At 35.9% G+C, this 22,534-nt stretch carries 29 protein-coding genes and 2 pseudogenes; 30 read left to right on the top strand and 1 reads right to left on the bottom strand.

The window, feature by feature from the left end; genetic code table 11:
• The first annotated feature begins 240 nt into the window (after nt 1-240).
• From hupN to KXD37_RS16950, 3 genes and pseudogenes are all read left to right on the top strand, one after another.
• Nucleotides 241-519, top strand: a complete 279-nt coding sequence (gene hupN, locus KXD37_RS16960; protein WP_004399274.1) for an HU-related DNA-binding protein HupN — start codon at nt 241-243, stop codon at nt 517-519.
• A 555-nt stretch (nt 520-1,074) separates the two neighbouring features.
• Nucleotides 1,075-1,224, top strand: a pseudogene (locus KXD37_RS16955) (hypothetical protein); the annotation flags it as partial.
• A gap of 430 nt (nt 1,225-1,654) precedes the next feature.
• Nucleotides 1,655-2,170 carry a hypothetical protein gene (locus tag KXD37_RS16950; RefSeq protein ID WP_061187729.1) on the top strand — a complete coding sequence of 172 codons (516 nt, stop codon included), beginning with the start codon at nt 1,655-1,657 and terminating at the stop codon, nt 2,168-2,170.
• Nucleotides 2,171-2,608: 438 nt separating this feature from the next.
• Here KXD37_RS16950 and KXD37_RS16945 read toward each other — a convergent pair whose 3' ends face one another.
• Nucleotides 2,609-2,791 (bottom strand): hypothetical protein, encoded by a 183-nt coding sequence (locus KXD37_RS16945; RefSeq protein WP_229042853.1) that lies wholly within the window; start codon nt 2,789-2,791, stop codon nt 2,609-2,611.
• A gap of 271 nt (nt 2,792-3,062) precedes the next feature.
• Here KXD37_RS16945 and KXD37_RS16940 point away from each other — a divergent pair, with 271 nt between their 5' ends.
• From KXD37_RS16940 to KXD37_RS16810, 27 genes and pseudogenes are all read left to right on the top strand, one after another.
• Nucleotides 3,063-3,254, top strand: a complete 192-nt coding sequence (locus tag KXD37_RS16940; protein WP_101860445.1) for a YonK family protein — start codon at nt 3,063-3,065, stop codon at nt 3,252-3,254.
• Between the two features lie 12 nt (nt 3,255-3,266).
• A complete protein-coding gene (locus KXD37_RS16935) occupies nt 3,267-4,484 on the top strand; it encodes a hypothetical protein (protein WP_263463296.1) in 1,218 nt (405 codons plus the stop codon).
• Nucleotides 4,485-4,616: 132 nt separating this feature from the next.
• The gene (locus tag KXD37_RS16930) at nt 4,617-4,919 is read left to right on the top strand and encodes a hypothetical protein (protein WP_263463295.1); all 303 of its coding nucleotides are present in this window, start codon (nt 4,617-4,619) and stop codon (nt 4,917-4,919) included.
• 106 nt (nt 4,920-5,025) lie between these two features.
• Nucleotides 5,026-5,361, top strand: a pseudogene (locus KXD37_RS24145) (hypothetical protein); the annotation flags it as partial.
• A 491-nt stretch (nt 5,362-5,852) separates the two neighbouring features.
• A complete protein-coding gene (locus KXD37_RS16920; protein ID WP_101860440.1) occupies nt 5,853-7,625 on the top strand; it encodes a terminase large subunit domain-containing protein in 1,773 nt (590 codons plus the stop codon).
• Between the two features lie 16 nt (nt 7,626-7,641).
• On the top strand, nt 7,642-9,162 hold the full coding sequence (locus tag KXD37_RS16915) for a hypothetical protein (RefSeq protein WP_263463293.1): 1,521 nt from the start codon (nt 7,642-7,644) through the stop codon (nt 9,160-9,162).
• Between the two features lie 30 nt (nt 9,163-9,192).
• Nucleotides 9,193-10,629 (top strand): hypothetical protein, encoded by a 1,437-nt coding sequence (locus tag KXD37_RS16910; protein ID WP_263463292.1) that lies wholly within the window; start codon nt 9,193-9,195, stop codon nt 10,627-10,629.
• A gap of 24 nt (nt 10,630-10,653) precedes the next feature.
• The gene (locus tag KXD37_RS16905) at nt 10,654-11,190 is read left to right on the top strand and encodes a hypothetical protein (protein ID WP_263463291.1); all 537 of its coding nucleotides are present in this window, start codon (nt 10,654-10,656) and stop codon (nt 11,188-11,190) included.
• A gap of 38 nt (nt 11,191-11,228) precedes the next feature.
• A complete protein-coding gene (locus tag KXD37_RS16900; protein WP_071579305.1) occupies nt 11,229-12,245 on the top strand; it encodes a hypothetical protein in 1,017 nt (338 codons plus the stop codon).
• Between the two features lie 35 nt (nt 12,246-12,280).
• Nucleotides 12,281-12,751, top strand: a complete 471-nt coding sequence (locus KXD37_RS16895) for a hypothetical protein (protein ID WP_263463290.1) — start codon at nt 12,281-12,283, stop codon at nt 12,749-12,751.
• Between the two features lie 15 nt (nt 12,752-12,766).
• A complete protein-coding gene (locus KXD37_RS16890; protein ID WP_231833906.1) occupies nt 12,767-13,162 on the top strand; it encodes a hypothetical protein in 396 nt (131 codons plus the stop codon).
• On the top strand, nt 13,159-13,413 hold the full coding sequence (locus KXD37_RS16885) for a hypothetical protein (RefSeq protein ID WP_263463289.1): 255 nt from the start codon (nt 13,159-13,161) through the stop codon (nt 13,411-13,413). The genes KXD37_RS16890 and KXD37_RS16885 overlap by 4 nt, the downstream gene beginning before the upstream one ends.
• Entirely contained in the window at nt 13,397-14,047 is a 651-nt protein-coding gene (locus KXD37_RS16880) for a hypothetical protein (RefSeq protein WP_263463288.1), read from the top strand. Before KXD37_RS16885 ends, KXD37_RS16880 begins: the two co-directional genes overlap by 17 nt.
• Nucleotides 14,044-14,550 carry a hypothetical protein gene (locus tag KXD37_RS16875; protein ID WP_263463287.1) on the top strand — a complete coding sequence of 169 codons (507 nt, stop codon included), beginning with the start codon at nt 14,044-14,046 and terminating at the stop codon, nt 14,548-14,550. The genes KXD37_RS16880 and KXD37_RS16875 overlap by 4 nt, the downstream gene beginning before the upstream one ends.
• A complete protein-coding gene (locus tag KXD37_RS16870; protein WP_263463286.1) occupies nt 14,547-15,275 on the top strand; it encodes a hypothetical protein in 729 nt (242 codons plus the stop codon). Before KXD37_RS16875 ends, KXD37_RS16870 begins: the two co-directional genes overlap by 4 nt.
• Nucleotides 15,276-15,310: 35 nt before the next feature.
• Nucleotides 15,311-16,105 (top strand): hypothetical protein, encoded by a 795-nt coding sequence (locus tag KXD37_RS16865; protein WP_071579298.1) that lies wholly within the window; start codon nt 15,311-15,313, stop codon nt 16,103-16,105.
• A 17-nt stretch (nt 16,106-16,122) separates the two neighbouring features.
• Nucleotides 16,123-16,734: a hypothetical protein gene (locus KXD37_RS16860; RefSeq protein ID WP_263463401.1), complete on the top strand. Its 612-nt coding sequence runs from the start codon at nt 16,123-16,125 to the stop codon at nt 16,732-16,734.
• Complete coding sequence (locus KXD37_RS16855; RefSeq protein ID WP_009967521.1) at nt 16,734-16,961, top strand: hypothetical protein; 228 nt, start codon at nt 16,734-16,736, stop codon at nt 16,959-16,961. Before KXD37_RS16860 ends, KXD37_RS16855 begins: the two co-directional genes overlap by 1 nt.
• A gap of 63 nt (nt 16,962-17,024) precedes the next feature.
• Nucleotides 17,025-17,381: a hypothetical protein gene (locus KXD37_RS16850; RefSeq protein WP_263463285.1), complete on the top strand. Its 357-nt coding sequence runs from the start codon at nt 17,025-17,027 to the stop codon at nt 17,379-17,381.
• A complete protein-coding gene (locus KXD37_RS16845; protein ID WP_263463284.1) occupies nt 17,382-18,548 on the top strand; it encodes a pyocin knob domain-containing protein in 1,167 nt (388 codons plus the stop codon).
• 16 nt (nt 18,549-18,564) lie between these two features.
• Nucleotides 18,565-18,903, top strand: coding sequence for a hypothetical protein (locus KXD37_RS16840; protein ID WP_263463283.1), 339 nt, complete (start codon nt 18,565-18,567; stop codon nt 18,901-18,903).
• Entirely contained in the window at nt 18,900-19,097 is a 198-nt protein-coding gene (locus KXD37_RS16835; RefSeq protein ID WP_263463282.1) for an XkdX family protein, read from the top strand. The genes KXD37_RS16840 and KXD37_RS16835 overlap by 4 nt, the downstream gene beginning before the upstream one ends.
• A 64-nt stretch (nt 19,098-19,161) precedes the next feature.
• Nucleotides 19,162-19,662: a hypothetical protein gene (locus tag KXD37_RS16830; RefSeq protein ID WP_263463281.1), complete on the top strand. Its 501-nt coding sequence runs from the start codon at nt 19,162-19,164 to the stop codon at nt 19,660-19,662.
• On the top strand, nt 19,646-20,065 hold the full coding sequence (locus KXD37_RS16825; protein ID WP_263463280.1) for a hypothetical protein: 420 nt from the start codon (nt 19,646-19,648) through the stop codon (nt 20,063-20,065). Before KXD37_RS16830 ends, KXD37_RS16825 begins: the two co-directional genes overlap by 17 nt.
• 13 nt (nt 20,066-20,078) lie before the next feature.
• Nucleotides 20,079-21,080 (top strand): tyrosine-type recombinase/integrase, encoded by a 1,002-nt coding sequence (locus KXD37_RS16820; RefSeq protein WP_263463400.1) that lies wholly within the window; start codon nt 20,079-20,081, stop codon nt 21,078-21,080.
• A 262-nt stretch (nt 21,081-21,342) separates the two neighbouring features.
• Nucleotides 21,343-21,753 carry a hypothetical protein gene (locus tag KXD37_RS16815; RefSeq protein WP_263463279.1) on the top strand — a complete coding sequence of 137 codons (411 nt, stop codon included), beginning with the start codon at nt 21,343-21,345 and terminating at the stop codon, nt 21,751-21,753.
• 78 nt (nt 21,754-21,831) lie between these two features.
• Nucleotides 21,832-22,515, top strand: a complete 684-nt coding sequence (locus KXD37_RS16810; protein ID WP_263463278.1) for an immunity protein — start codon at nt 21,832-21,834, stop codon at nt 22,513-22,515.
• The last annotated feature ends 19 nt before the right edge of the window (nt 22,516-22,534 follow it).

Below are 22,534 nucleotides of genomic sequence, written 5' to 3'. Positions count from 1 at the left end.
GTGCCTTGAGCCTTACTCCCCCAAGGTGTACAGCGATTTTACCGAAAAAACTTCAACAAAAAAGTGCCTTTATCCCTTGGTGCTGCTGGGTTGAGAGCACTTTTGGAGATAATCGTCATAAGGGAGACAGAAAGCTAATTTCCACATAAAAGGGCTAGTACGTTTCCCCCCGTCTATATAAAAGACAATCTTTATTGTTCATTTAGAATAAATTTAAATTTACTTAGGAGGAAATTGGTTATGAATAAAACAGAACTAATCGCTAAAGTGGCAGAAAAACAAGGGGTATCTAAAAAAGAAGGAGCTCCCAGTGTCGAAAAAGTCTTTGACACTATTTCAGAGGCATTAAAAAGTGGAGAAAAAGTAAGTATTCCTGGTTTCGGAACATTTGAAGTTCGTGAACGTGCAGCTCGTAAAGGGAGAAATCCCCAGACAGGAGAGGAAATTGATATTCCGGCTACAAAAGCACCTGCATTTAAGCCGGCAAAAGCACTTAAAGACGCAGTCAAAGCTAAATAATCAGTTAATGAGGACGACAGGAAAGGCTACCTGCACGCTTTGTCACAAAGAGCTTATGCTCCTAAAAGTGGCAGAGTTAGAAGTTATGGAGGAAATTGTCGACCTCCCCTCTTTTCGCTTATCTTCATCTCCGGGTTAATTAATTAGAGTTGTTTATTGGTGGCATGGAGGTGCCGTCAATAATTAGTTGATTACTGATGTTTGGGATATCAGTTCTCGACTAATGTTCATTTATGAAGATACAGACTAATTTGAATGAACATTAGTGGAGATTCCTCTCCTGTGTGGACTAGCTTTTCTCGATTAAACAATATCTACTCCCCTATTTTATGTATCATTCTGACACAAAACTGCGGCTGGTCATTGCAGCTAGTCGGATAATAGTCATTTATGAGGGTGCGAGGTTAACTCGGATGTTTGTATCTTAAGGAGACAAGTAAATGGCTATTATCGGGCTAAACATGTCGGTAAGACCTTTGCTACTCAAATTTTTATGTAGGGTGAATCCCATCACAGTCTTACTATGGGTGACATGTAGCCTGAATATTAATTGCGGTGTACTGCTTCGGCTTACACTTAGGGAAGGTAGATGCGTCTCCCTTCCCTTTAAATAATGCCCTTGTAAGCTTTGATGCTTATTATGCGGTCAACAAAATTTTTCCGGGTGAGCGGGTCTTCTATACTCGTAAAATAAGTGGAATGGTTTTTGAGCGCTTGATCACCACTCCCATTTCACAGAAAAGGATTATATTCATTCTCAGACTTCGGGCGCTGAGCGTTGGCAGGCAACATAAAAACTTGGGATTTATAAGCAAATTCACTTTAAATAACATTGACCAAGCAATGAACTAACCTGATACCCTTTTTGGACTATGCATTATTTTCCCACGCACATACCTCCTTACACAGGTCAGAGAAAACTGTGCAAAATAAGAGACTGGCGATCTACACGCATTGTATGTAGATAAGGTGTGTGACCTGACAAGAAAAGACAGGAATGTCTCTGAAAAGGGTTATAGGGGTCTTACCTTTTCGTACTTTTGATTAAAACTAAGGATAAAAATTGTTTTATTGGCAATTTATTTAAGAATCTATTAGAATATAAAAGATGTATGTCTAAAGGAGAAGATAATAAATGTCAAAAATCGCTTTATTCGAAGCTTTACCTTTAAGAAATGCAATCTCAAAACGTATTCAGGAACTGTTACAGGAACGAGATAGTGTTGCATATGTTGAACATGATAAAGATGAAAAATATACAAAACCAACAAAAACTGTAGACCAAATCACAGCTGAGCTGGAATCGACTAAAAAAGATTATCGTGAATTGGTAGTACTAATCGCTAAAGCCAACCTGGATGCAAAAGTTTTGTGGGATGAAAAGGAATTATCGATCACAGAAGCGCTTGAATTAGCACAGCAACTTAGAGGTGAAGCGAATAAACTCAAAAGTTACGGTCGTTCTCAGAAAACTGAACGAGTAAATTCTTATTCTGATGTTATTAGTTATCGTGAAGCCTTGTTTGATCCTGACAAGATGCAAACTAAAGGATTAAAGTTAGAAAGAATGGCTAATCGTCTTTCAAACTCTATTGAAAAAGCTAATCATAATTATGAAATTGAGTTTGAAGCTGCAGATAAGTATCTATAAAAGCTAAGGTTTTAACTTAGCTATGAGGGTAAAATCACTTTTATCTTGATAGCTGGGTGTAAAACTGCCCAGCTTGGACAACAGAGAAGTAGAAAGCCGCTTTAGTTTAGAGCGTATCTAAACTGTAGTACCAAAACTCATTTATTTCCTAGGTTGGAAACGGATTATTTTACAGCTTACGAATTACGAGATTTACGATTTTACGGACGCAAACCTTTATTAGTGATATTTTAATCAAAAATATACTCTGTTCTCTGTTGTTCCAATAATTTAACTCATGTGCCAAGCTGTACAAGGAGTTCCTGAAGACGTCATAATGACGTCTTTTGTTATTTTCAGATTTCCCTGTTGATCCGAAGGCTTACGTTCCTACGCGAGTTACTGTTGTAGGTAAGATGGGGGGGGTAAGAAAATAACTAGAACAATAGTATTTAAAAGTCATTTACTCTTTTTTGTTGTAGCTTTTACTTTATCATAACCAAACATATAGCCAAAAGCTATCAATGCTGCCCCACCAAAACGAAGATATTGATGATATTCAAAATCTTTAAAAACAGTAACCGCTCCAACTATCAACAAAACACCTATTATAATAAAGGCATTCAAAACTTTGTCTAACAAAAAAACACCTCTTTTTCAAATTTCATCTACACTTCATTATACCTATTGTGGATTATTTTTCCACACAAAGTGCTTCTTGATAACTGGAATGGGTCTGTAATACATATGTACGAAAGTTATCAATAATCTCCTTCGGGCGTTTCCCCAACGCCTATCCGACTTATCTTTCATCTCCTTTATATCCCCTTCTCGGAGGTTACCGATGCTTCGGATCATCGGGCTTCCGAAGGAGCTTATTGTACGTAAATAGAAAATTATTGGAGGAATTTAAATGGCAAGCAAAAAAGTACATCAAATTAATGTTAAAGGCTTTTTCGATATGGACGTAATGGAAGTTATCGAACAAACAAAAGATGATGAATATACATATGATTTTAAAGAAATTCTTTCCGAGTTTAATGGAAAAAATGTTTCAATCACAATAAAAGAAGAAAATGAATTACCAGTGAAAGATGCTGAGTAAGGCGGTGACTGAATGATTGATCCTATTCAAACGAAGCGTCACTCAGATGAAAACCTTAAAGAATGGAAAATAAGAATCTGCTCTAATAAAGACATTTATAATCTTAACTGGGAAGAAATCAAAGAGTTAATCAACAAAGAAACCGGCGAATCTAAAGGCGAATCAGCTTATAGAAAATGGTTCAACAACTTCATTGAAGGAGTTGAATACCAAAAAGCAAAGTCAGCTGAATCAAATAATTCTCTCATTGAATTGGAACTGAAAAAGGTTGAAATCATGGAAGAGAGAAAAAAGCTTCAAGCTGTAAAGCATGAAATACATAAAAACACACGTGTCAAAGGTCGAACAGAGCTGCTATATGAAAATGTAACTGAAGCAATTGAGAAAGTAGGCACTCTCCCTCCCCCTTCCTTCTATCCATTAAATAAGAGCGAAAGAAAAAGAGCTGCTGTTCTAGGGTTTGGAGATGAACACTTCGGGAAGCAATTTAAAAGCAACAACAATGAATACAACGAACAGATTTATTTGCAGCGTATGAATCAGATTCTTTCTGAAACTGTTGAGTACATTCAAAAAGAAAATTTAGATGAGCTGGTCGTGTTAAATGGTGCTGACAGTGTTGAAGGTATGGCATTGCGCGTATCGCAATTAACTGCCCTTCAGTACGGGTTTATTGACCAAGTGATTAAATACTCTAGGTACAAAGCTGAATGGCTTTTAGAGCTTTCTAAGCACGTCAAAATTAAGTACATACATATCCCTTCTGCAAATCATACTGAACTAAGATTACATAATACAAATCGCTCGGAAATGCCTAAAGAAGATGTAGAGCGTATTATCGCTACTTATATCCATGACGTACTCAAAGACAATGAGCGAATTGAAGTTCCTTTATACGACGAAGGAATTGTGGATTTTAAATTACTTGAATTTGAAATTGTTGCTTGTCACGGACACCAGATTAAAAACAAAAAGAATGCCATTCGTGACATCTCACAGATGAAACGAAAATTCTACGATTACATGTACATCTCCCACTTCCACCACGGAAACATGCTCACTGTAGGTGAAGCAGCCACTCATAATATCCAAGTTATACAACTCCCTTCTGTAATGGGTTCCGATGAATACAGTGACAGCTTAATGACAGGTGCCAAAGCTGGAGCAAACTTATCAATTTATGAATCTGGTAAAGGTCGGACTATTCAGTACGATTACATATTGAATTAATAAGAAGGAGTAAAATCAAATGAAGACAAAAATTTTTTTAACGAATTAAGTGGTCATTGGGTTAATTTCTCAGTTGTATTTAATGACGTTGATAAATCACTACAAGAAAAGTTTCATAAAAATGCACCCAAAATGCTGCTGGTAAATGATTCTCAGAGAGGTAAAGGCAAAACAACTCTTCTTCTTAGGTTATCACAAGAGAATAATATCCCTTTACTTGTAGGTGCACATAAAGAGATTTATAAAGACTTGGCTAAAGAAAAAGGCATTAGTTGTACTATTTTCTCAGCCGACTATTTAGAAGGTAATCATTTTCCGAATGGTGTTTATATCGATTGTACTGTTACTAAAGATCAACTCAAAACAATTAAAAAATTAGGAATTGAGATCAAAGGAGGATTTCATCACGATGAAATCCTCTCTTCTTTAGTTTAAGCACCTTTTTAGAACGCCCAGTGATGATTGCGGTTCTCCCCTTCCGCGCTATTGCTGGGCGTTTTATAAAACGTGTTTACATCAACTAACTTTATGGAGGTGAAATATGTCTGCTGAAAAAATAAAATGCTCATGCTGCGGCAAAGAACAAAACGCCAATCAATATTATATCTCGGAATCTCCTTTCAATTCTGCAACCGGCAAGCTGTCAGTATGTAAGAACTGTCTCCAAAATGAATTCCAAAAAGACAAAGATAACTTAAAGAATGTGCAAAACATCTTGAGAATGATTGACCGTCCATTTGTTTATGACTTGTGGGTTTCCGCTGTTAACGAATCAGAGTCTAAGAAAAAATCATCTGGTAATGTGTTAGGAACTTATATGAAAAATATCGGAATGAAAGATTACAAATCGAAAACTTGGGCAGATAGCGAATTTAATGATCCGAATCAGGAGGTTGATACATCAGAACCTAAAAACGTCAATGAAGATAAAATTTGGGGCAAGGGATTCTCTAAACAAGATTTAGACTATCTAAACAATTTTTATCGCTCTTACAGCGAAAACTATGCAACTGACACTCCAGTGCAAGTTAACCTTTATAGAAATATAGCAAAAGTTCATTTGCAGGCAGATAAGGAATTGGCTAACGGCAGTATAAAGCAGTACAAAGATCTTTTAGAGTTGTCATCTAAGTTGCACAATGACGGAAACATTAAGCCGATACAATCCACAGGAGCAAATGATGACAAAGGCTTGTCTTCTTATGGATTATGGATTAAGACCATTGAGCAAACTGAACCATGTGAAGCATTCGAGCATAAAAAAGAATACGAGGATTATGATAAGTTCAACACATATATTCAAAGATGGTTTGTTCGACCTTTTAAAAATATCTTTAATATCTCTAAAGATTTCGATGTGAATGATTAATGGGACACTTTCAAATCAAAAGAAATAAAGCCTCTAAGGGGCAAAACCACCTAGAACAAACCACGAATGTATCAAAAGTTAAAGAAAAGCAAAGCTCAAATGATCGCTTGAGAAATCAGATGAAAAAATGGACAACCTTTTATAGATTAAATATGCATCGCTTTGTAGAGCATTATTTTGAAATTGACCTTTTCTTCTTTCAAAAGATTCTTATTTTCTTCATGAACCTGAATACATTTTTTATGCTAGTCGCTGCTCGGGGTTTATCTAAATCTTTTATGATTGCCATTTTTGCTTGTGCAAGATGTGTTTTATATCCAAACACCAAAGTAGTTATTGCATCTGGAGTGAAGAAACAGGCAAAATTGATAATCACTGAGAAAATTGAGAAAGAACTAATGCAGTATCCTAATTTTGCCCGTGAAATTAAACAAATAAGGTCTTCCTCAAATGAAGCAATGGTTGTTTTTCATAACGGATCAACAATTGAAGCTGTTACTTCAAGTGAAAATTCACGTGGCTATCGCGGCAATATCCTAATCCTCGAAGAATTCCGCATGATCGATGAAAACATCTTAAAGACTGTTTTAAAACCCTTCCTAAACGTTTACAGACAACCTCCTTACCTAAAGAAAGAACAATACCGTCATCTAACCGAAGAGAATATTGAAGTATACATTTCTTCTGCTTGGTACACGTCTCATTGGATGTGGAAGTCAATGAAAGCAGCAAGGGATGCAATGCTAAAAGGTAGAGATACAATGATATTTTCATTGGACTATCTAACCTCTATTTATCACGGTCTTCTTTCTAAAGAACGGATCAACAAAGAACGTGAAAGCTCTGATTTTGATGAAGTCTCTTTTATGATGGAATATGAAAACCTAATGTATGGGCAAAACTCCAACGCCCTATTTAAGTTGAACGATATTACTAAAAACAGAACACTAAAAAAACCCTTCTATCCTATAAAGAATATTGATTACTCTATTCATAAAAACAAGCGCAAAGAAAAGCTAAAAGACGGCGAAGTGCGAATCTTAAGCGTTGACGTTGCGCTTATGGGGGGAGAAGCAAACGATAATACCGTAATTACTTGCATTAGACTCCTACCCAATGGAGACAAGTATCAACGTAAAGTTCCATACATAGAGACAATCGAAGGTAATCATACAGACGATCAAGCAATTAGAATTAAACAGTTATTTGAGGATTTTCAAGCTAGCTATGTGGCACTTGATACTCATGGCAACGGTATGTCGATTTATGATGCCTTGGCTAAAGTTAACTACGATGAAGAACGAGATGTTGAATATGATGCATGGTGTTCATTTAACGATGAGGAAATGAGACAAAGAGCCAAAACTCCTAATCCACTTCCTGTTGTATTCTCAATTAAGGCCAACGGTAAATTGAACCACGAAATCGCTTCAACTCTACGTGTAAACCTTCAAAGTTCTAATATTGAATTACTCATTAGTGAAATTGAAGGCAGTGACTTTTTGTCGGATAAATCAGGGTATCAAAATGCAAGCATTGAAGATAAAGTCCGAATGAAAACACCATACATCCAAACTACGTTACTGGTTAACGAATTAGTTAACCTTGAACATGATATTGTGGGCGGTTATATCAGAATTAAAGAAAAGTCAGGGAAAAGAAAGGATAGGTATTCTTCCTTAGCTTATGGCAACTATCTCGCAAAGGTTTTAGAAGGTGAAAACCTTCAAAAGTCAGAGTACGACATAGATGATGAACTTGTCTATTTTTAAAGAAATGAGGTGAAACATGGTAACCTTAAACAAAGTTGATATTGAATCAGAAGAGTATAAGCAAATGCTGAATGACTATTCAACTTATACTTCTACATTTGCTTCCGGCTTTATCTCAAATATGTTTTCCAATGGGATTGTTACGGAAATTGAGGCCGAACAATTAAAGAATTATTTTTCTAACCCCGATCAATTTCAAGAGGAAATTGAAGATCTTGCTGAGTATTTTTATATCTCGACTGCAGAGATTCACCAATTGTTTGAATTGATAGAAGCCCTTCCTACCCTCAACTATAAAATTGACTCCTTTAATAAAGTTAAGTCTTCAGATAAGCACATTTCTCTTCTGAATAAATCCTTACATAAGGTCAAACATAAAAGACTTACTAGGGATCTGTTAAAACAAGTAGCTACAGCTGGTACTCTTGTTGGTTTATGGCTTGGGGATGCTAAGAGTCCTTATCCGTTTATCTTTGATGAGATTAAATATGTGTTCCCCTCTTTTAGGAGAAATGGGGACTGGGTATGTGTAGTTGACATGGAGCTGTTCACTAAATATAAAGATGATCACAGAAATGAATTGTTAAAAAGCCTCTCCCCTTATATTAAACAAAGCGATTATGAAAACTTCATGAAAGATCGAGAGAAATACCGATTTAAGGAATTGCCACAAGAAAGAACTTTTCCACTACGCACAGGGACGCTAAAAAGAAATCAAGGATTGGGAACATCTTGGGTTACCCCAGGTCTATATGACGTTCTCCATAAAAAGAAACTTAAAGATGTTGAAAGATCGATTGCAAATAAAATTATTAACGCTGTTGCAGTTCTAACCATTGGTACAGATAAAGGTAATGGCGAATACACAAACATGAAGCTGCCTAAAGCAGTTAAACAAAAAATTCATGGTGGAGTTAAAGCAGCTTTAGAGAAGAACCAAAAAGATGGAGTAACTGTAGTATCAATCCCTGACTTTGCTGACATCAACTTTCCAGATGTTAAAGCAGATGGATTAGATGGAGCAAAGTTTGACCATATCAATAGCGACATTCAATCTGCTTACGGCTTATCCGGCTCCCTTTTAAATGGTGATGGGGGTAACTATGCAACTTCGTCGTTAAACTTGGATACATTTTATAAGCGTATTGGCGTTTTAATGGAGGATATTGAACAAGAGGTTTATCAAAAGTTATTCAACCTTGTTTTGCCTGCTGCCCAAAAAGACAATTACTATATGAATTACGATAAAGACAAGCCGCTCACTCTTAAAGAAAAAATGGACATCTTAATTAAACTAAACGATAAAGGTTGGTCTATTAAGCACGTAGTTGATAATTTGGCAGGAGTGTCTTGGGAAAGTTACCTTGAACAAACTCTATATGAAACCGAAGAACTGAAACTCCAAGAAAAAATTAGACCTTATCAAACTTCATATACCTTCACTGGGAATAAATCAGGTCGCCCAAATGAAGGAAATAAAAACAACGACAACACAGTGAAGTCCGCCACATCCAACGGTAATGACAATCCTATTTAAAACTTCACTTTTGAAGGGAGGTGAAATTATTTGACAAAGAAGCAAAAGAAAAAACTATGCCAACTTCAATTGAATGAGATTAAAACATCAGATGACCCAACAAAGTTGTCATGTTGCTTTGTCATTTTTGATTTCGATGTCTCTCACAATAACGCAGTAATTTCTAAGGATGTTGCTCTTGAAGCTGCTTCAACAATAATTAATAAACCGATTGTTGCAAAATATTACGAGGTTGATGAATTAAATACTTCTACAGATGCAATGGGAACTCATGAAGCTTATCTAGACACAGACAAGCACGGAGAACTTGAAGTAAAAAGAGATACTGCTCCAATTGGTGTCTTTACATCTGAGGGATACATAACTGAAATTGAAACTCCAGAAGGTAAAAAAGAAGTATTGGCAGCAGATGCAATACTTTGGAACTCCCGATTTAAAGATGCATGTGAACTCTTACTTGAATGGTATGGTCGGGGTATTAACATTAATACAAGTTGTGAGATCCTTTATTCAAATTACACTATGCAAGATGGCATTGAACACCTACAGTCCCCTATCTATTTCGAAGGTCATGCTATTTTAAATTCAGAGAAACGAGGAGAGCATGACATTGTCCTCCCCGCTTATGATTCTTCCAAACTTCTTAGCTTTAATGAAATTCAACAATTTGAAAGATTAGTTGCTCAAGCAGCTACAAGACAAAATAATGAGGAAGGTGAAAAAATGAATAAGTTTAGAAAAGTGTTTGAATTGTCTCATTCTGATGTTCGAACACTTCTTTATAACCAATTAGATCCAACCCTTGACAAGGAGTCAGCATCTTATATTGCAGATGTATATGATGCATATTTCATCGTAAACGTGTATAGCTGGTCAGATGAAAATAGCTACGACAAATACTTTAAGTTCAATTACACAAGAACAGGCGATACTGTTTCAATTGATTTTGACAGTAAAACCGAGGTGTTCATGACACGTAACTGGGAGGAAGTTGTTCCTGAACCTATTCAAACACAACTTAACCAAAAAGATGAACAGATTAAAGATTTAACGAAACAAGTAAATCAAATCAATAAGAATAAGGCAGATATTGAACAGCAATTCAACACTGCTAGTGAAAAGCTTGTGCAATTAAATTCTGAAGTGGAACAATTGAAGCCTTATAAAGAAAAACACGAGAAAACTTTATTAGAGCAAAAACTAAATGAGAAAAATGAATTCTATAAAGCGAAATTTGAAGCTTTAAATGCTGAGGAAAAATTCAGTACAGAAGAAGTACAAAACCTTATCCATGCTTCGGTTAAACAAGATGAAGAAGGAGAAAAAGCTGTATTACAACTTAACACAATGTTAGTTGATTTAGTTAGTGTTCCTACTGAAACAAATACAACCATTAGAGAATTTTCAAGTAAACGGGAAAATTTAATCCCTAACGATGACTCTTTTGAATCACGCTTTTCACAATAAATTTTAAACTTGGAGGAATAAAATATGGCTACAAGATTACAAAAAGCCCTTACTGAAGTAGGTAATCATACTACTGGAAACTTGAATTCTTTAAAAATCAAAACAGTTGCTCACGGTGCAAAAGTGACTGGTTCAGACATTGATAACTTTATGCTTGTTGAACTTGGTTTTGATGCTGAGGGGAACCGAACAGCTTCGAAACTATCAGATAAAACAAAAAAAGCATATTTAATTGCATCTCCTGAAGCACGCTATCTTGGTGAATCAATGAGAGACTTCTATAACGGTGTAGGAGAACATGCTCGAATTGTTATCCTTGAGCCAGCTTATACTCGTTTTGATGTTTCTGCATTTTCATTTAATACAGCAGTGACTGAGGTTAAACAAGGTCAAGTAGCTCACTTTGATATTGCTACTCAAAAGTATATTCTCAGTGATCCTGCTTCACCTCATGAGGATTATGCTGATTCTTCTGCTAAGTTCCTCGTTGTAAATAATGAAGATGACCTTGTTTACACAATGGGACAAAAACTTGTTCGCCTTGAAGTAATCGAGGCCTAGTACATAACAAATAAATTTCAATAAAAGGAGTATTTTAAATGAAATTAGATACTGTGAAAATCAAAGGCTTGTTTAGCCGTGTATTAAATAACAAAATGGACGGTACAGACCAAGCTGATATCCAAACTTACATTAAGAAAGTGTTTGGTGATGGCGGTACTACACCTGACCCTTCCATGCTCCATCAATTTAATAACCTTGTCGTTGAACAAGCAGATGAAATTGCGAAACCAAAAGTAACACAGCTTCTCTCCCTTTTGGCCAATGTCCAACAAGAAAAACGAGGCAATATTAAAGAAATTAAAATTCCGAAAAAGAATAAGGCAAAAGTCATTTGGTCTGCTACAGGCTCTGGTGTTGATTTAGTTCGTGTTGAAGGACAAGAAACAGTTCCTGCTGTTCCGAAAACTATGTCAACAGGTTTCTATTATGAACCCCTAGATCTCGTAACAGATTCAATTGTTTACTTCAATAAATTGGTGAATGATATAGCAGATGCTAAAGTCCGTTTGTACCTCGATAAAATCCATCAATTAACTGCAAGCGCAATTACAGCTGGTAAAATCCCTGCAAAAAATGTTCAAACAGGCTCAAACCTTACTCTTCAACAATACAACAAAGTAGCTTCTGTGCTTCAACGTTATGGTGGAAAACCTATCTTCGTAGCTGATACCCTTCTTATCGACTACTTCGCATTCCAACAAGGAACAGACTCCACGTTTAAGAACTTCTTAACTGAAGAAGTAAAAGGAGAGCTCCTTACTGCCCTAAATCCAGCTACAATCGGCAGAACAACTGCTGTTAACCTCACTAACCCATTTACAGATGATACAAATAGTAAAGTCGAACTTCCTGTCAACAAAGGCTATATGTTTGCCGGCGGCGTTTCTCAAAAACCATTTTCTGTTGTTGAGTATGGTGGACTGCGTCAATTGACAGAACAAGACATTGAAGATGAAAGAATCAAAATGAAAATTGTTCAAGATGCGTCTGTTAACCTTCTTTTTGGAGAAGCAATCGGAATTATTGAAGAACAAGCTGCAGTATCTATCTAAATCAAAATATGAGGATTTTTTAGGAGGATATAAATTTGACTGAAAAAATTAAGTTAGCACGATACAGAAGTACATCTTATTTTGTTGGGTATATCAGCGATGGTGGACATAAACAATACACTTGGGCTGGAAGTAAAAATGGGAAGGCTGATATTAAAGAAGTTCCAAAAGAAGTTGTTGAATGGCTCACAATGAACAGCGTTTGTTTCGATAAAGGTGAATTAGTTATTGTTGAAGATAATGAGACAACCAAAGAAATTAAAGATTCTATTGTTGAGTCGGAGGCTTATAAAAATAACATCCATACCAAAGAAGAAATTGAAAAGATGATTAAATCGGGAAATATTGCTCAACTAAAAAATAAGCTCGATAAAATCACAGTGGATTCTGAGAAGCAATTTATTATTGACGTTGCTTCAGAATTTAGCGATGACATTGCTGCAGGCAAATTGAAAGTTTTGGCTGATTGGATGGGAGTCGCTGATCCTTCCCTTCTCTTTGACTAAGAGGGGGGATTTTTTATGACATCTTATGATCAAATATGGGAAACCTTTTTAAACAACTGCGAGACATCTGATTTTGATGTTCCTCAAACAGAAGAACAAATTTATCAATCAATTCGAAATGCAATACTTCATTTCAATAACAGGCTCAGAGACAATTTAAAGGCTGATGATTCAACAGAAACTGTAAATAGAGATTTATCTGAGGACGATCTGCTTATTATTGCACACTTCTTGAGATACATCTTTTTGTTAAATAAAAAGACCTTGTTTGAGAATACGTGGCAGCCCTTCACGAATGACGTGGGAATCAAGAACTTTGGTACACAACTCAATTCCCTTAAACAAAGTGTAATAGATCAGAAAAACGAAATTGAACGTTTGATATTGAACGCTGCGGTGGATTATCTATGAGTGCAATTAAAGTTAAATCGGCACATAAAGATGGACAAATAAAGCTTGAGGACTTAGATATTGTTTGCAATAAACTGTGTAAGAGAAACAATTCAGTCCTCTTCAAATTGGAGAAATACCTTAATAAAAAGCTGCTAAGCGATCCTCAACTCACAGAAATCAGGGACACCATTTTAACAGTAAGTGGTGAATTAAGCAGACTTAGGGATAACTTAGTAACAGACGGTGATTCGAATGAAGGACTACAGTAATTACCACAAGATTAACATTAATAATAAACTTCTTCATGATGGTAAGCTTATTTTCCAACAAGGCCTTAAGGGGCTTGAATCTGAAAAAGTCACAATAGATGGAATCGAAAAAACAGTAATGATCACCTCTAAGTACTCTAGTGGCGATGGTTCTGCAAGATATATATTAGGTGAAATTGCTGACATTTATCGTGGCGGAGTTGTTAAGTTTAATGATGAAACATGGCTCATCACCTCCCACCCTCTCAGTAATAAGATTTACAAAAAGGCTGAGATAAAAATATGTGGAACATCATTTTTTCTTACTTCAGAAGACAAGCTAATAGATACTGGCAAAATTAACGAAATCACTGGTAAGCCAATTTATGAAAAAGTACCTGGTGAAAAAACTGAAGTCCCCTGCATATTCGAAAGGACAACTTCAATAAAAGGCACTGAATTGGCGGTAAATCTTCCAGATGGTCAAGCAAACATTACAATTCCTTATCTTGTTCATGAAAAATTAAAAATCGGACTTACCCTCTCCTTCTTTGGCGAAGATTATCAAGTCGATGATATAGACTATTCTAAAGTTTATGGAGACCACGGAACAATAAAATTGGTTGCCAAAAAGAAAGTTGGTGAAAAGACATGAGCATGACTGTTGAACAGATGACAAAAGTCTTCAGATTAGTTATGGATGATGTTGAACTGAATCGGCTCTTGTATTACAAAACTGATCCTCTCTCCCCTTCTCATCCAGATGTTCAATCACTCGAAAATTATTATGACTCCACAAATGACTCTCCCGCTATAATCAATACCATATTCAAGCGAGCACCTAAAACAGATGATCTATCGGATTCACCATTATGTAGAATGTGTGTTTATTTAGGGAACGCATTACCAAAACCATCCAACCAAAGTGCGATGCTTCTTGATCAAGACTTGATGATTGATGTTTTCACCCATATTAACACCTTTGAAGAAACCGAATTTAGAAATCTTAAGATTAATGACAGAATTAATAAGCTCTTGTTCAATCAGAATTTTGCTGGCATTGGTAAGACAAACTCTTATAAAAGAATGCTAATCACTAATCCTCCTGATGGTTACCTCGGATATAAATTAATTTATACCTTTGGGGCGATGAAATGATTGATAGTGAATTCTTTATAACCGGTGAGCCAATCCCTACTGAATTTGGCGATTGTCGATTTATAAAAGTTAAGGAATATGCACTTTTAACTCCGTACCTCAGCTGGTTTAAGATGTCTAAGAAAGAGATTATTTATACTTACAGCAAAAAGGAAAATAATCAATTTGGCCAATTAGATGGTCTTATTGCCGAACTTAAAAAACTGTCTTTATTTGAAATTACAAGTATCCTTCCGAATTTTAAAGAAGCGTATGAAGTAATATTTAGCACAGTTTTTAATGGCGTTGAAATTTTAGAAAAACTTACACCGGAAAACTTCGAAGCCCTAAGAGAATTGGTCTTGAGAATGTCTTGTCTAAAAGAGGAAAAAATCAGCTCTAACCCAGAGATACAGCGAGCTAACGAGCGCAGCAAAAGAGTGAAAAGTCAGGAATCAGATATGGTTGATATGGCAGACATCATAAGTAGTGTTGCTACTCACACCGGATATTTGTACAAAGATATAAATGAAATGACTCTGTTTCAGTTATACATGACTTACTACAGAGTAGGTCAATTCAAACAGTACGATACCTCCACCCTGTTTGCGACCGTTTCACCTGATGCAGCCAAACACATGGAAAGCTGGGGAAAACATATTGACTTATTTGAAGAAGAAAAGCATTACATAAGTAGAGAAAGTTTCATGAAACAAACTAAAGGTTTTGGTAAAGGCAGCGCATAGCTGTCTTTTTTATTATTTAAGGAGGCAACAATTAGATGAAAACAGTTATTCAAGATACAGCTGACGTTTATTTCAAACGAAAATCTGACGGTAAGCTTGTATTCACAGCCGAGGCACAAACAGCATCATTCTCCCAAGCAATCTCTGAAGAAAAACTCAGAGGTGGAATCGGAAATAAACCACTTTACATTCTTAAATCTGAGAAGGAAATTAACCTAACTGTCAAAAATGCTTTCTTTGATTTAGAATGGCTTGCAATGACACAGGGTGAAACAATTCAGGAAGAAACAAAAGTAAAGGTTTTCGATAGAGAACATGGACTGATTGTAGATGATACAAACAAAGTTACTCTAAAAGGAAAACCTGTAAGTGATGTAACTTTCTATAACAAAAAAGGTTTAACATATAAGATTGCTATTTCAACTGATGGTACATATACAATTCCAACAGCATTTGCAGCTGCTAAAGACAAACTAACAGCTGTGTATCAAATTGAAAAAGTCGGTAGACGTTTAGCCATTAAAGCCAGCAAGTTCTCAGAACGATATGAAGTTGAATATCGCACTATTGCCTATAATCCTGATACAGAAGAAGTTTACAGTGACATCTATATCCAGTTCCCTAACGTTTCTCCTTCAGGGGAATTTGAAATGTCATTAGAAAATGGAAATGCTCTAGCACCAGAAATTAAGTTTGAAGCATTAGCAGATACAGATACAGACGAAATGGCTGTAGTAATCGAAGCAAGTAGAGATGAAAATACTGCAGCTCCGGTTGAGGATACAACAGGTTCAACTCAAAGCTCAGATCTTGGCGGAACAACTGAATAATTAAGGAGGCGTTTATTATTGCTTTTTTAAACCAGGACGGTGATAAATACACCTCTGCAAAAGATGATGGGACAGGTAATCCCATAACTGCTGTATCAATTGAACGTTCCACTGTCCCTTTGGAGGTTGGTCTTAATAATGACCAGCCTCTTAATGTTAATGTGGCCAATACATCACTTGATGTAAATATAGCTAATACGGCTTCTGTCCCTGTTTTGGTTAAAAACACTGCAGCAATTAAAACCCAAGTTCAAAAATCCTATTCTGAATTTGTTGTTACTGATGCTGATACTGTAGCTACAGGTGCAACTAAGTCTTATACAGTTGATCTAATCGATTCACTTGGTGTTTTCAGAACTTACGGTATTGCTATGTACACAACTCAAACAGACAGCTCAAACAGCAAAGTTTTAGCAAGTATTTATTCCGTACCGAAAAACATCCCATTTTATTCTGCAACTACATCAGGTAACGATAATTCTGTTCTATTCAACAGCATTGCTTTTGTTCAGAATTACCCTTTGCAAAAACAATTAACTTTCACTGCTCCAAAAATACATCTGACAGTTAAAGCAGCCGGTACAGTTGATCTAACTGGGTTAAAAATCGTTGTTTGGGGGATGGAATAATGACATTTGATGAAGTATGTGGTCTGTTCAAACAATTTGATGGTTTGGAACAAAAATTCCTATTGCTATCAGATGGTTCCTATATCAGTGTTGATGATTTCAAGCAACGCTTTGAAGGCGACTTCAATGAGTACGAACCTTTAAGTTCGCTTCAGTCATCCCCTTCTTCTACCCCAGCTTGGGAAGGTATATGGAATAAGCTACAAGAGGATGGGCTTTTTGAATAAGTCCTCCCCTCTTATTTTTCTAGATAAAAGACAGTTTTTATACAAATTAAGGAGGTGGAGTTGTTGACAGAAACGACTGAAAATGTCGTAACCACAATTCCAGACAAAACTTCATTTACTTTTCATGAAGCAACAACTGCCCCGTCTGAAGGTGAAGAATTTGCAGTGGATCATTTTCGGGAACTTACTGTTAAGATCTCTGGTTCCTCAACTTCACGTGAAATAAAATTTTATGCAGTTGATGAAAATGGCGAAAAAACACCCTTAAGTGGAACTAACAAAACAGACTTACAGCTAGCAACCAGTACTTTAAATACAAATGAATACTGGGACTTCGATATTGGCGGAGTATTTAAAGTATTGTTTGAGGTTATAGCAGTAAACGGTGATGTATCTGTTAAAGGAATTGCGGTGAGCTAAATGAGCAACAGTAAATTTGCTGGACAATTGAAACAAAACAACTTTCAAATTAATAATTTAAAAGCAGCCACTGCAAAAACTGAAAAACACATGGTCGATCACGAGGAAAAGCTTACTGATACCGTCAATGATTTTATGGAATATCAAAACTTCGAGCTAAAAAAACACACAGAAGACTTTGATAATCCGCATCAGGTTACTAAAAACCAAGTTGGGTTATCTAATGTTACCGACGATAAACAGGCAACCAAGTTAGAGTTTGACTCACATGTCAAAGATACAAGTCTTCATGTATCAACTGCTGAAAGAGAAGCATGGAATTCCAAAGAAACTACTTCAGGAGCACAAATAAAGGCTGATAAAGCATTAAGTGATGCAAAATCATACGTAGATATTCATACTGCTGATAAAGCTAATCCTCATGCTGTTACTGCTGCACAAGTTGGTCTAGGAAACCTTACAAATGATAAGCAAGCAACTAAATCTGAATTTGATATTCACATCGGAAACTCAACTGTTCATATTTCATCTTCAGAAAGAAACAAGTGGAATGGTGCTCAATTAGTGAAGCTTACAACAGATTCCGGCTATGGAACAAATCTCGGTTCAGGAGTAGATACTAGAACTCTTACAAAGACAGGAATTTATTATGGCAAAGAGTTTGTAAACACTCCAAGTGAAGCAAGTTTTCATACAATTGTAGTAATAGCTATGTCAGATACTGTTATAGTGCAAGAAGCTACGAGATGGTTTGATAATAAAAAATTTACACAAACGATGAACGGAGCCAACACTTGGTCAGGTTGGAAAGAAATAATTACAAAAGATCAACTGGCTCCAACATGGAAGAACCTTACGCTTCAAAACGGGTGGACTGTATACAGTGATCGAACTCCTCAATATGCAATTATAGGAAGTCATGTAGTATTTAGAGGCGCTATTCAAGGAGGTACAATTGGCACTTCTGCTAATAACTTTATCCCCGCTTTCACAATGCCTACAGGTTCTCGCTCTTTATCAAATATAGTTTTCGCTACTGGACTAATGAATGAAGCTGGGGTAGCAAAAGCGTATTCTCAAACTTCAGGCTATGTTTCAATTCTATACTCAGGTGAGAATACAGCTAACGGCATTGTAAATCTAGAAAATATACACTACTACATTTAGGATGTGACATTTCACCTTGACAACAGTTGTTTGCTATAAATATGATCCAAAAACGCACCTATATCTTGAACCTGTCGAATACGAAGAATCTGATAAACTGCCAATAAATTGCACAAAAGTGCCCCCTCCACCTGGTCTATATCTAGCTAAATACAGTATTGAGGATCAGTCATGGGTTGAATCTGCAAACAAAGATTACATCGACAGCCTAAAAAATTCAGATATCAAGCCCTCAGATATTGATATCTTAGGTCAATCCCTAACAGAGGCAAGAATCACTATTTTAAAACAAGCTAGAACTATAACTACGATGCAGTCTGATATAGAAACGCTGAAAGGCGGGGTAGCAACTTGAGTAATTTTTGGGTTATTGCTTTAAGTAAAGATTGGGCAACAGTTTCTCAAGTAAAAGAAGCCTATGAATATAATGATGTATCTAAAGACGAGCTACAAGAAGGTGTAACAAATAATATTATTACTGTTGAGGAATATGAAGAAATAGTTGGAGAGCCCTACGCTCCTACTGATTCGAGTCCAATAGAACAGTAATTTGATAAGAATTTATCTGGCAGGTGTCTTGTGCTTTATAGAGGATATAAAAGGAGGATATTAAATGGCATCAAAAAAATTGAATTTAAGTTTAATTGAGGAAAGTGTCAATAAGTATGACAAGAAAGAAAAAGTCCAGTTAACCGATGATGTACATGTATTCATCTACCCATACTTTTCCCCTTCTCGGTTAACAAAAATGCTAACTGAAATGATCTCTGATCAACAAAAAGCCGAAGATAAAGGTATTGATTTTAGTAAAATCAACACTGTTCAATGGGTATTCTTTTCAATTGTAAAAGAATTTTCAGATTTGGGGATTCCAAATGACATCAAAAATAAAGTTAAATGGTACCTTAAGCTTGTGGATTCCGAATTCTTCCCTATGATTATTAACAGTTATCCAAAAGAAAGTATGAAGAAGCTTAAAGATGCAACAAAAGCTTTAGAAAAAATCACTGATGACTTGTTAACTATGAGCAAAGAGGAAATCAACAAACTTATTCTAGAAAAGGTAGAAGAAATAGAGACTGGTTCTGGTGAAGTTAGTGGCGAAAACAATTAAAGATATCAAAGCTATGGTTGAACAAGCTGCAATTCAATCAATTCATAAGTCTTCCTCTAATGTGAAACAAATTATGGTGAAAACAGGACAAGAGCACATTGATGAAGATGTTTACGGTGCATATGATCCCCTACTTTATGAACGCACAGGACAAGTTAAAGATGCCTTTATAACCACCAACGAAAGTAACGGGGTGTCATTGGACAATATTAGAAATGATGATGGAAAAGACATTGCTACAGTCATTGAAACCGGTCAAGGTTATTCATACCCTGATTCATATGGATATGGCTACGGTAAACCTCGTCCTTTTATGAAGAATACCTCTGAGACACTAAAAGATGGACGATTAACTGCAGCGCTAAAAAAAGATTTAAAAGCAGATGGAATTAAAACAGACTAATGGCGGTGAATTAATGGCCAAATCAATTGAAAAGAATATGCTCAGATCTCGAGCAATAAAACTCCCCGAGGTCACGGAATCAATGTGGGAGCAAGTAGACGAAGAGCACAGAAGCTTGGCTCAAGAGTTTTTAGATGCTCATTCATTTAGAAATAAAACACGAAAGCAGTATTACTCCTCCCTTCGCCAATTCTTTTGGTGGGTACATACCTCTCTTAACGGGAAAAAACTTTATAAGATCTCAAAGCGTGATTTCATTAGGTATCAAAGTTTCTTAAAGAATCGTGGGATGTCTTCAAGTGGGATTGCTTTAAAAAAAGCCGGTGTATCCTCGTTAAATAATTATATCGAAAATGTTGTTGCAGAAGATGATCATAATTATGAGAAATTCAGAAACTTCACTCGTGGGCTGCCAGCTATTCCAAAAACCACTACATATGAAAAAGTTAAAGTTACATATGATGACTATAAACTGATGATGGACGCCCTAAAAGAGGACGAAAATTATTTGGGGATGGCATGGCTTGCTACTGCCTTTAATGTTGGCGGGCGAAGGGCAGAACTCATACAGTTAAAAACAGAAATATTAGATTACCCTATTCCAGAGGGTCAGTCATACGTGATGAGTCATAAGGTATTTGGAAAAGGTAAAGGTGAAGGAAAACCTCTTGAGTACATGATTAACACAGAAGCACTGGAGTACCTGCGTTTATGGCATGAAAAACGTGGCTATGATCATGAATACCTCTTCACTACTCAGTATGGCGGAGAGCCTAAACAGATGTCAGAGTCTTGGGCTGATTATTTTTGCTCTGATGTGTTATCAGATATCCTTGGTCGACGTATAAACCCCCACCTCTTTAAAGCTTCGTGCATCACTTATCTCCTAGAAGTTAAGAAAATCAAAATTGAATTGATAAGCAAATATGTAGCTCATCATGAAGATGTCTCAACAACAATCAAGCACTATGATTTACGGGATTTTGAAGAAGAAAAGAATCAAATATTTGTTTAGTTAAAATCCCTCTTTTATTCAGAATCAAGATTCCTCGTTTGAGGGATTTTGCTTATGTATAAAACAAAGAATCACTTTTTCCCCCTATAAAGACAAAGTGATTTTAAAATTAGCTATTAGGCAAATCTACTTTTGCATCGAGAATTAGAGAAACGTACCCTTGGAAATCTAATTTCCATTAAAATCCTTTACATATTCGTCGATAATATGGAGAGGTGATGAAAATGTTAAATAAAAAGTACTAAAACACAATCTGGTTGAGATGAATCCCAAAGAATTAATAAAGTTTATCAAGCACGAATTCCCTATTAATGGACAAGATTATCATACACATGCAAGGAAAGTCCAAATAATAAAAGCTTTAAGCCCGTCTGAATTATCATCTGCCATTGCAAGGATGGAAGGAATAAAATCGCAATATGATCCATCTAAAACTTGGGGAATTGGAAGTTTGATTTTGGGAACATCGTTTATAGGATTTCAAGTATTATTTGGTGTGAATCTATCAAAAATTACTGAGGGAAACCGATTGAATGCATTAATTTACGTATTAATCACAATCATAATTTGCTTATGGACACTTCGTAATATTTTAAAAGATAAAGAAAATGCTACAACTGCAGATTATCTTAAAGAACTGCTCATTCAGATAAAATCAGAAAAGAACCAATGATTTCACTTTCCATTTATATAGTTCTCCATGACTGGAAACAGTGATATAATGTAGGAAAATGATACCGGCGGTGGTTGAATGGGATATAAGTTAATGGCTTATGGTGGCTATTTTTTATTCTGTCTTTTCTTTTTGCTAATGGATAGCTGGAGAGGCATGGGAATTTGCTTAATAATTGCAGGATTAGCCCTATTAGCACTTGAACCCTATAAAATTAAAGCCCAAAAAAATATAGATAAACTAAAAGAAAATGCGCAAAAACTTAAGCACTTCGACGGTGGTTTTAATCCAGACAATTTCTTTAATACTTATCAAACTAAAATTGCTTTTAAGGAATCAGAATTCCTTGTGAAAATATATCATCTTAATAAAGATGAACATATTGAAGAATACACAATCCCTTTTTCTAATATTATTGAATCCGAAATTGCTTTGGACAATCAAATAATTTCTAAAGTATCAAAATCGGGAATCGTAGCTGGAGGCCTGTTAGCTGGAGGCATTGGGGCTGCACTTGGAGGGTTGTCTGCCTCTTCAATACAAAATGAAATGGTCAAATCCGTCACTCTAAAGATTACTGTTGAAGACCTAAGTAAACCTATCCATTACATCGATTTTCTCCCCACACAAGAAGTTGAAGGGTATAATACTCAGGGGTATAAGAAAGATAGCAATATCATTCAACAAGCACTTAAGAATGCAGAATATTGGCATGGTGTTATGGATGTAATTATTAAGAAAGCAAACAAAGTCGCTCAATAACTGAGTGGCTTTTTTCTTT

This window comes from Bacillus sp. XT-2 (assembly GCF_025696525.1).
Classification (GTDB): domain Bacteria; phylum Bacillota; class Bacilli; order Bacillales; family Bacillaceae; genus Bacillus; species Bacillus halotolerans.
The sequence above is the reverse complement of the archived record's forward strand: the minus strand, read 5'-3'. Positions and strand labels throughout refer to the sequence as shown.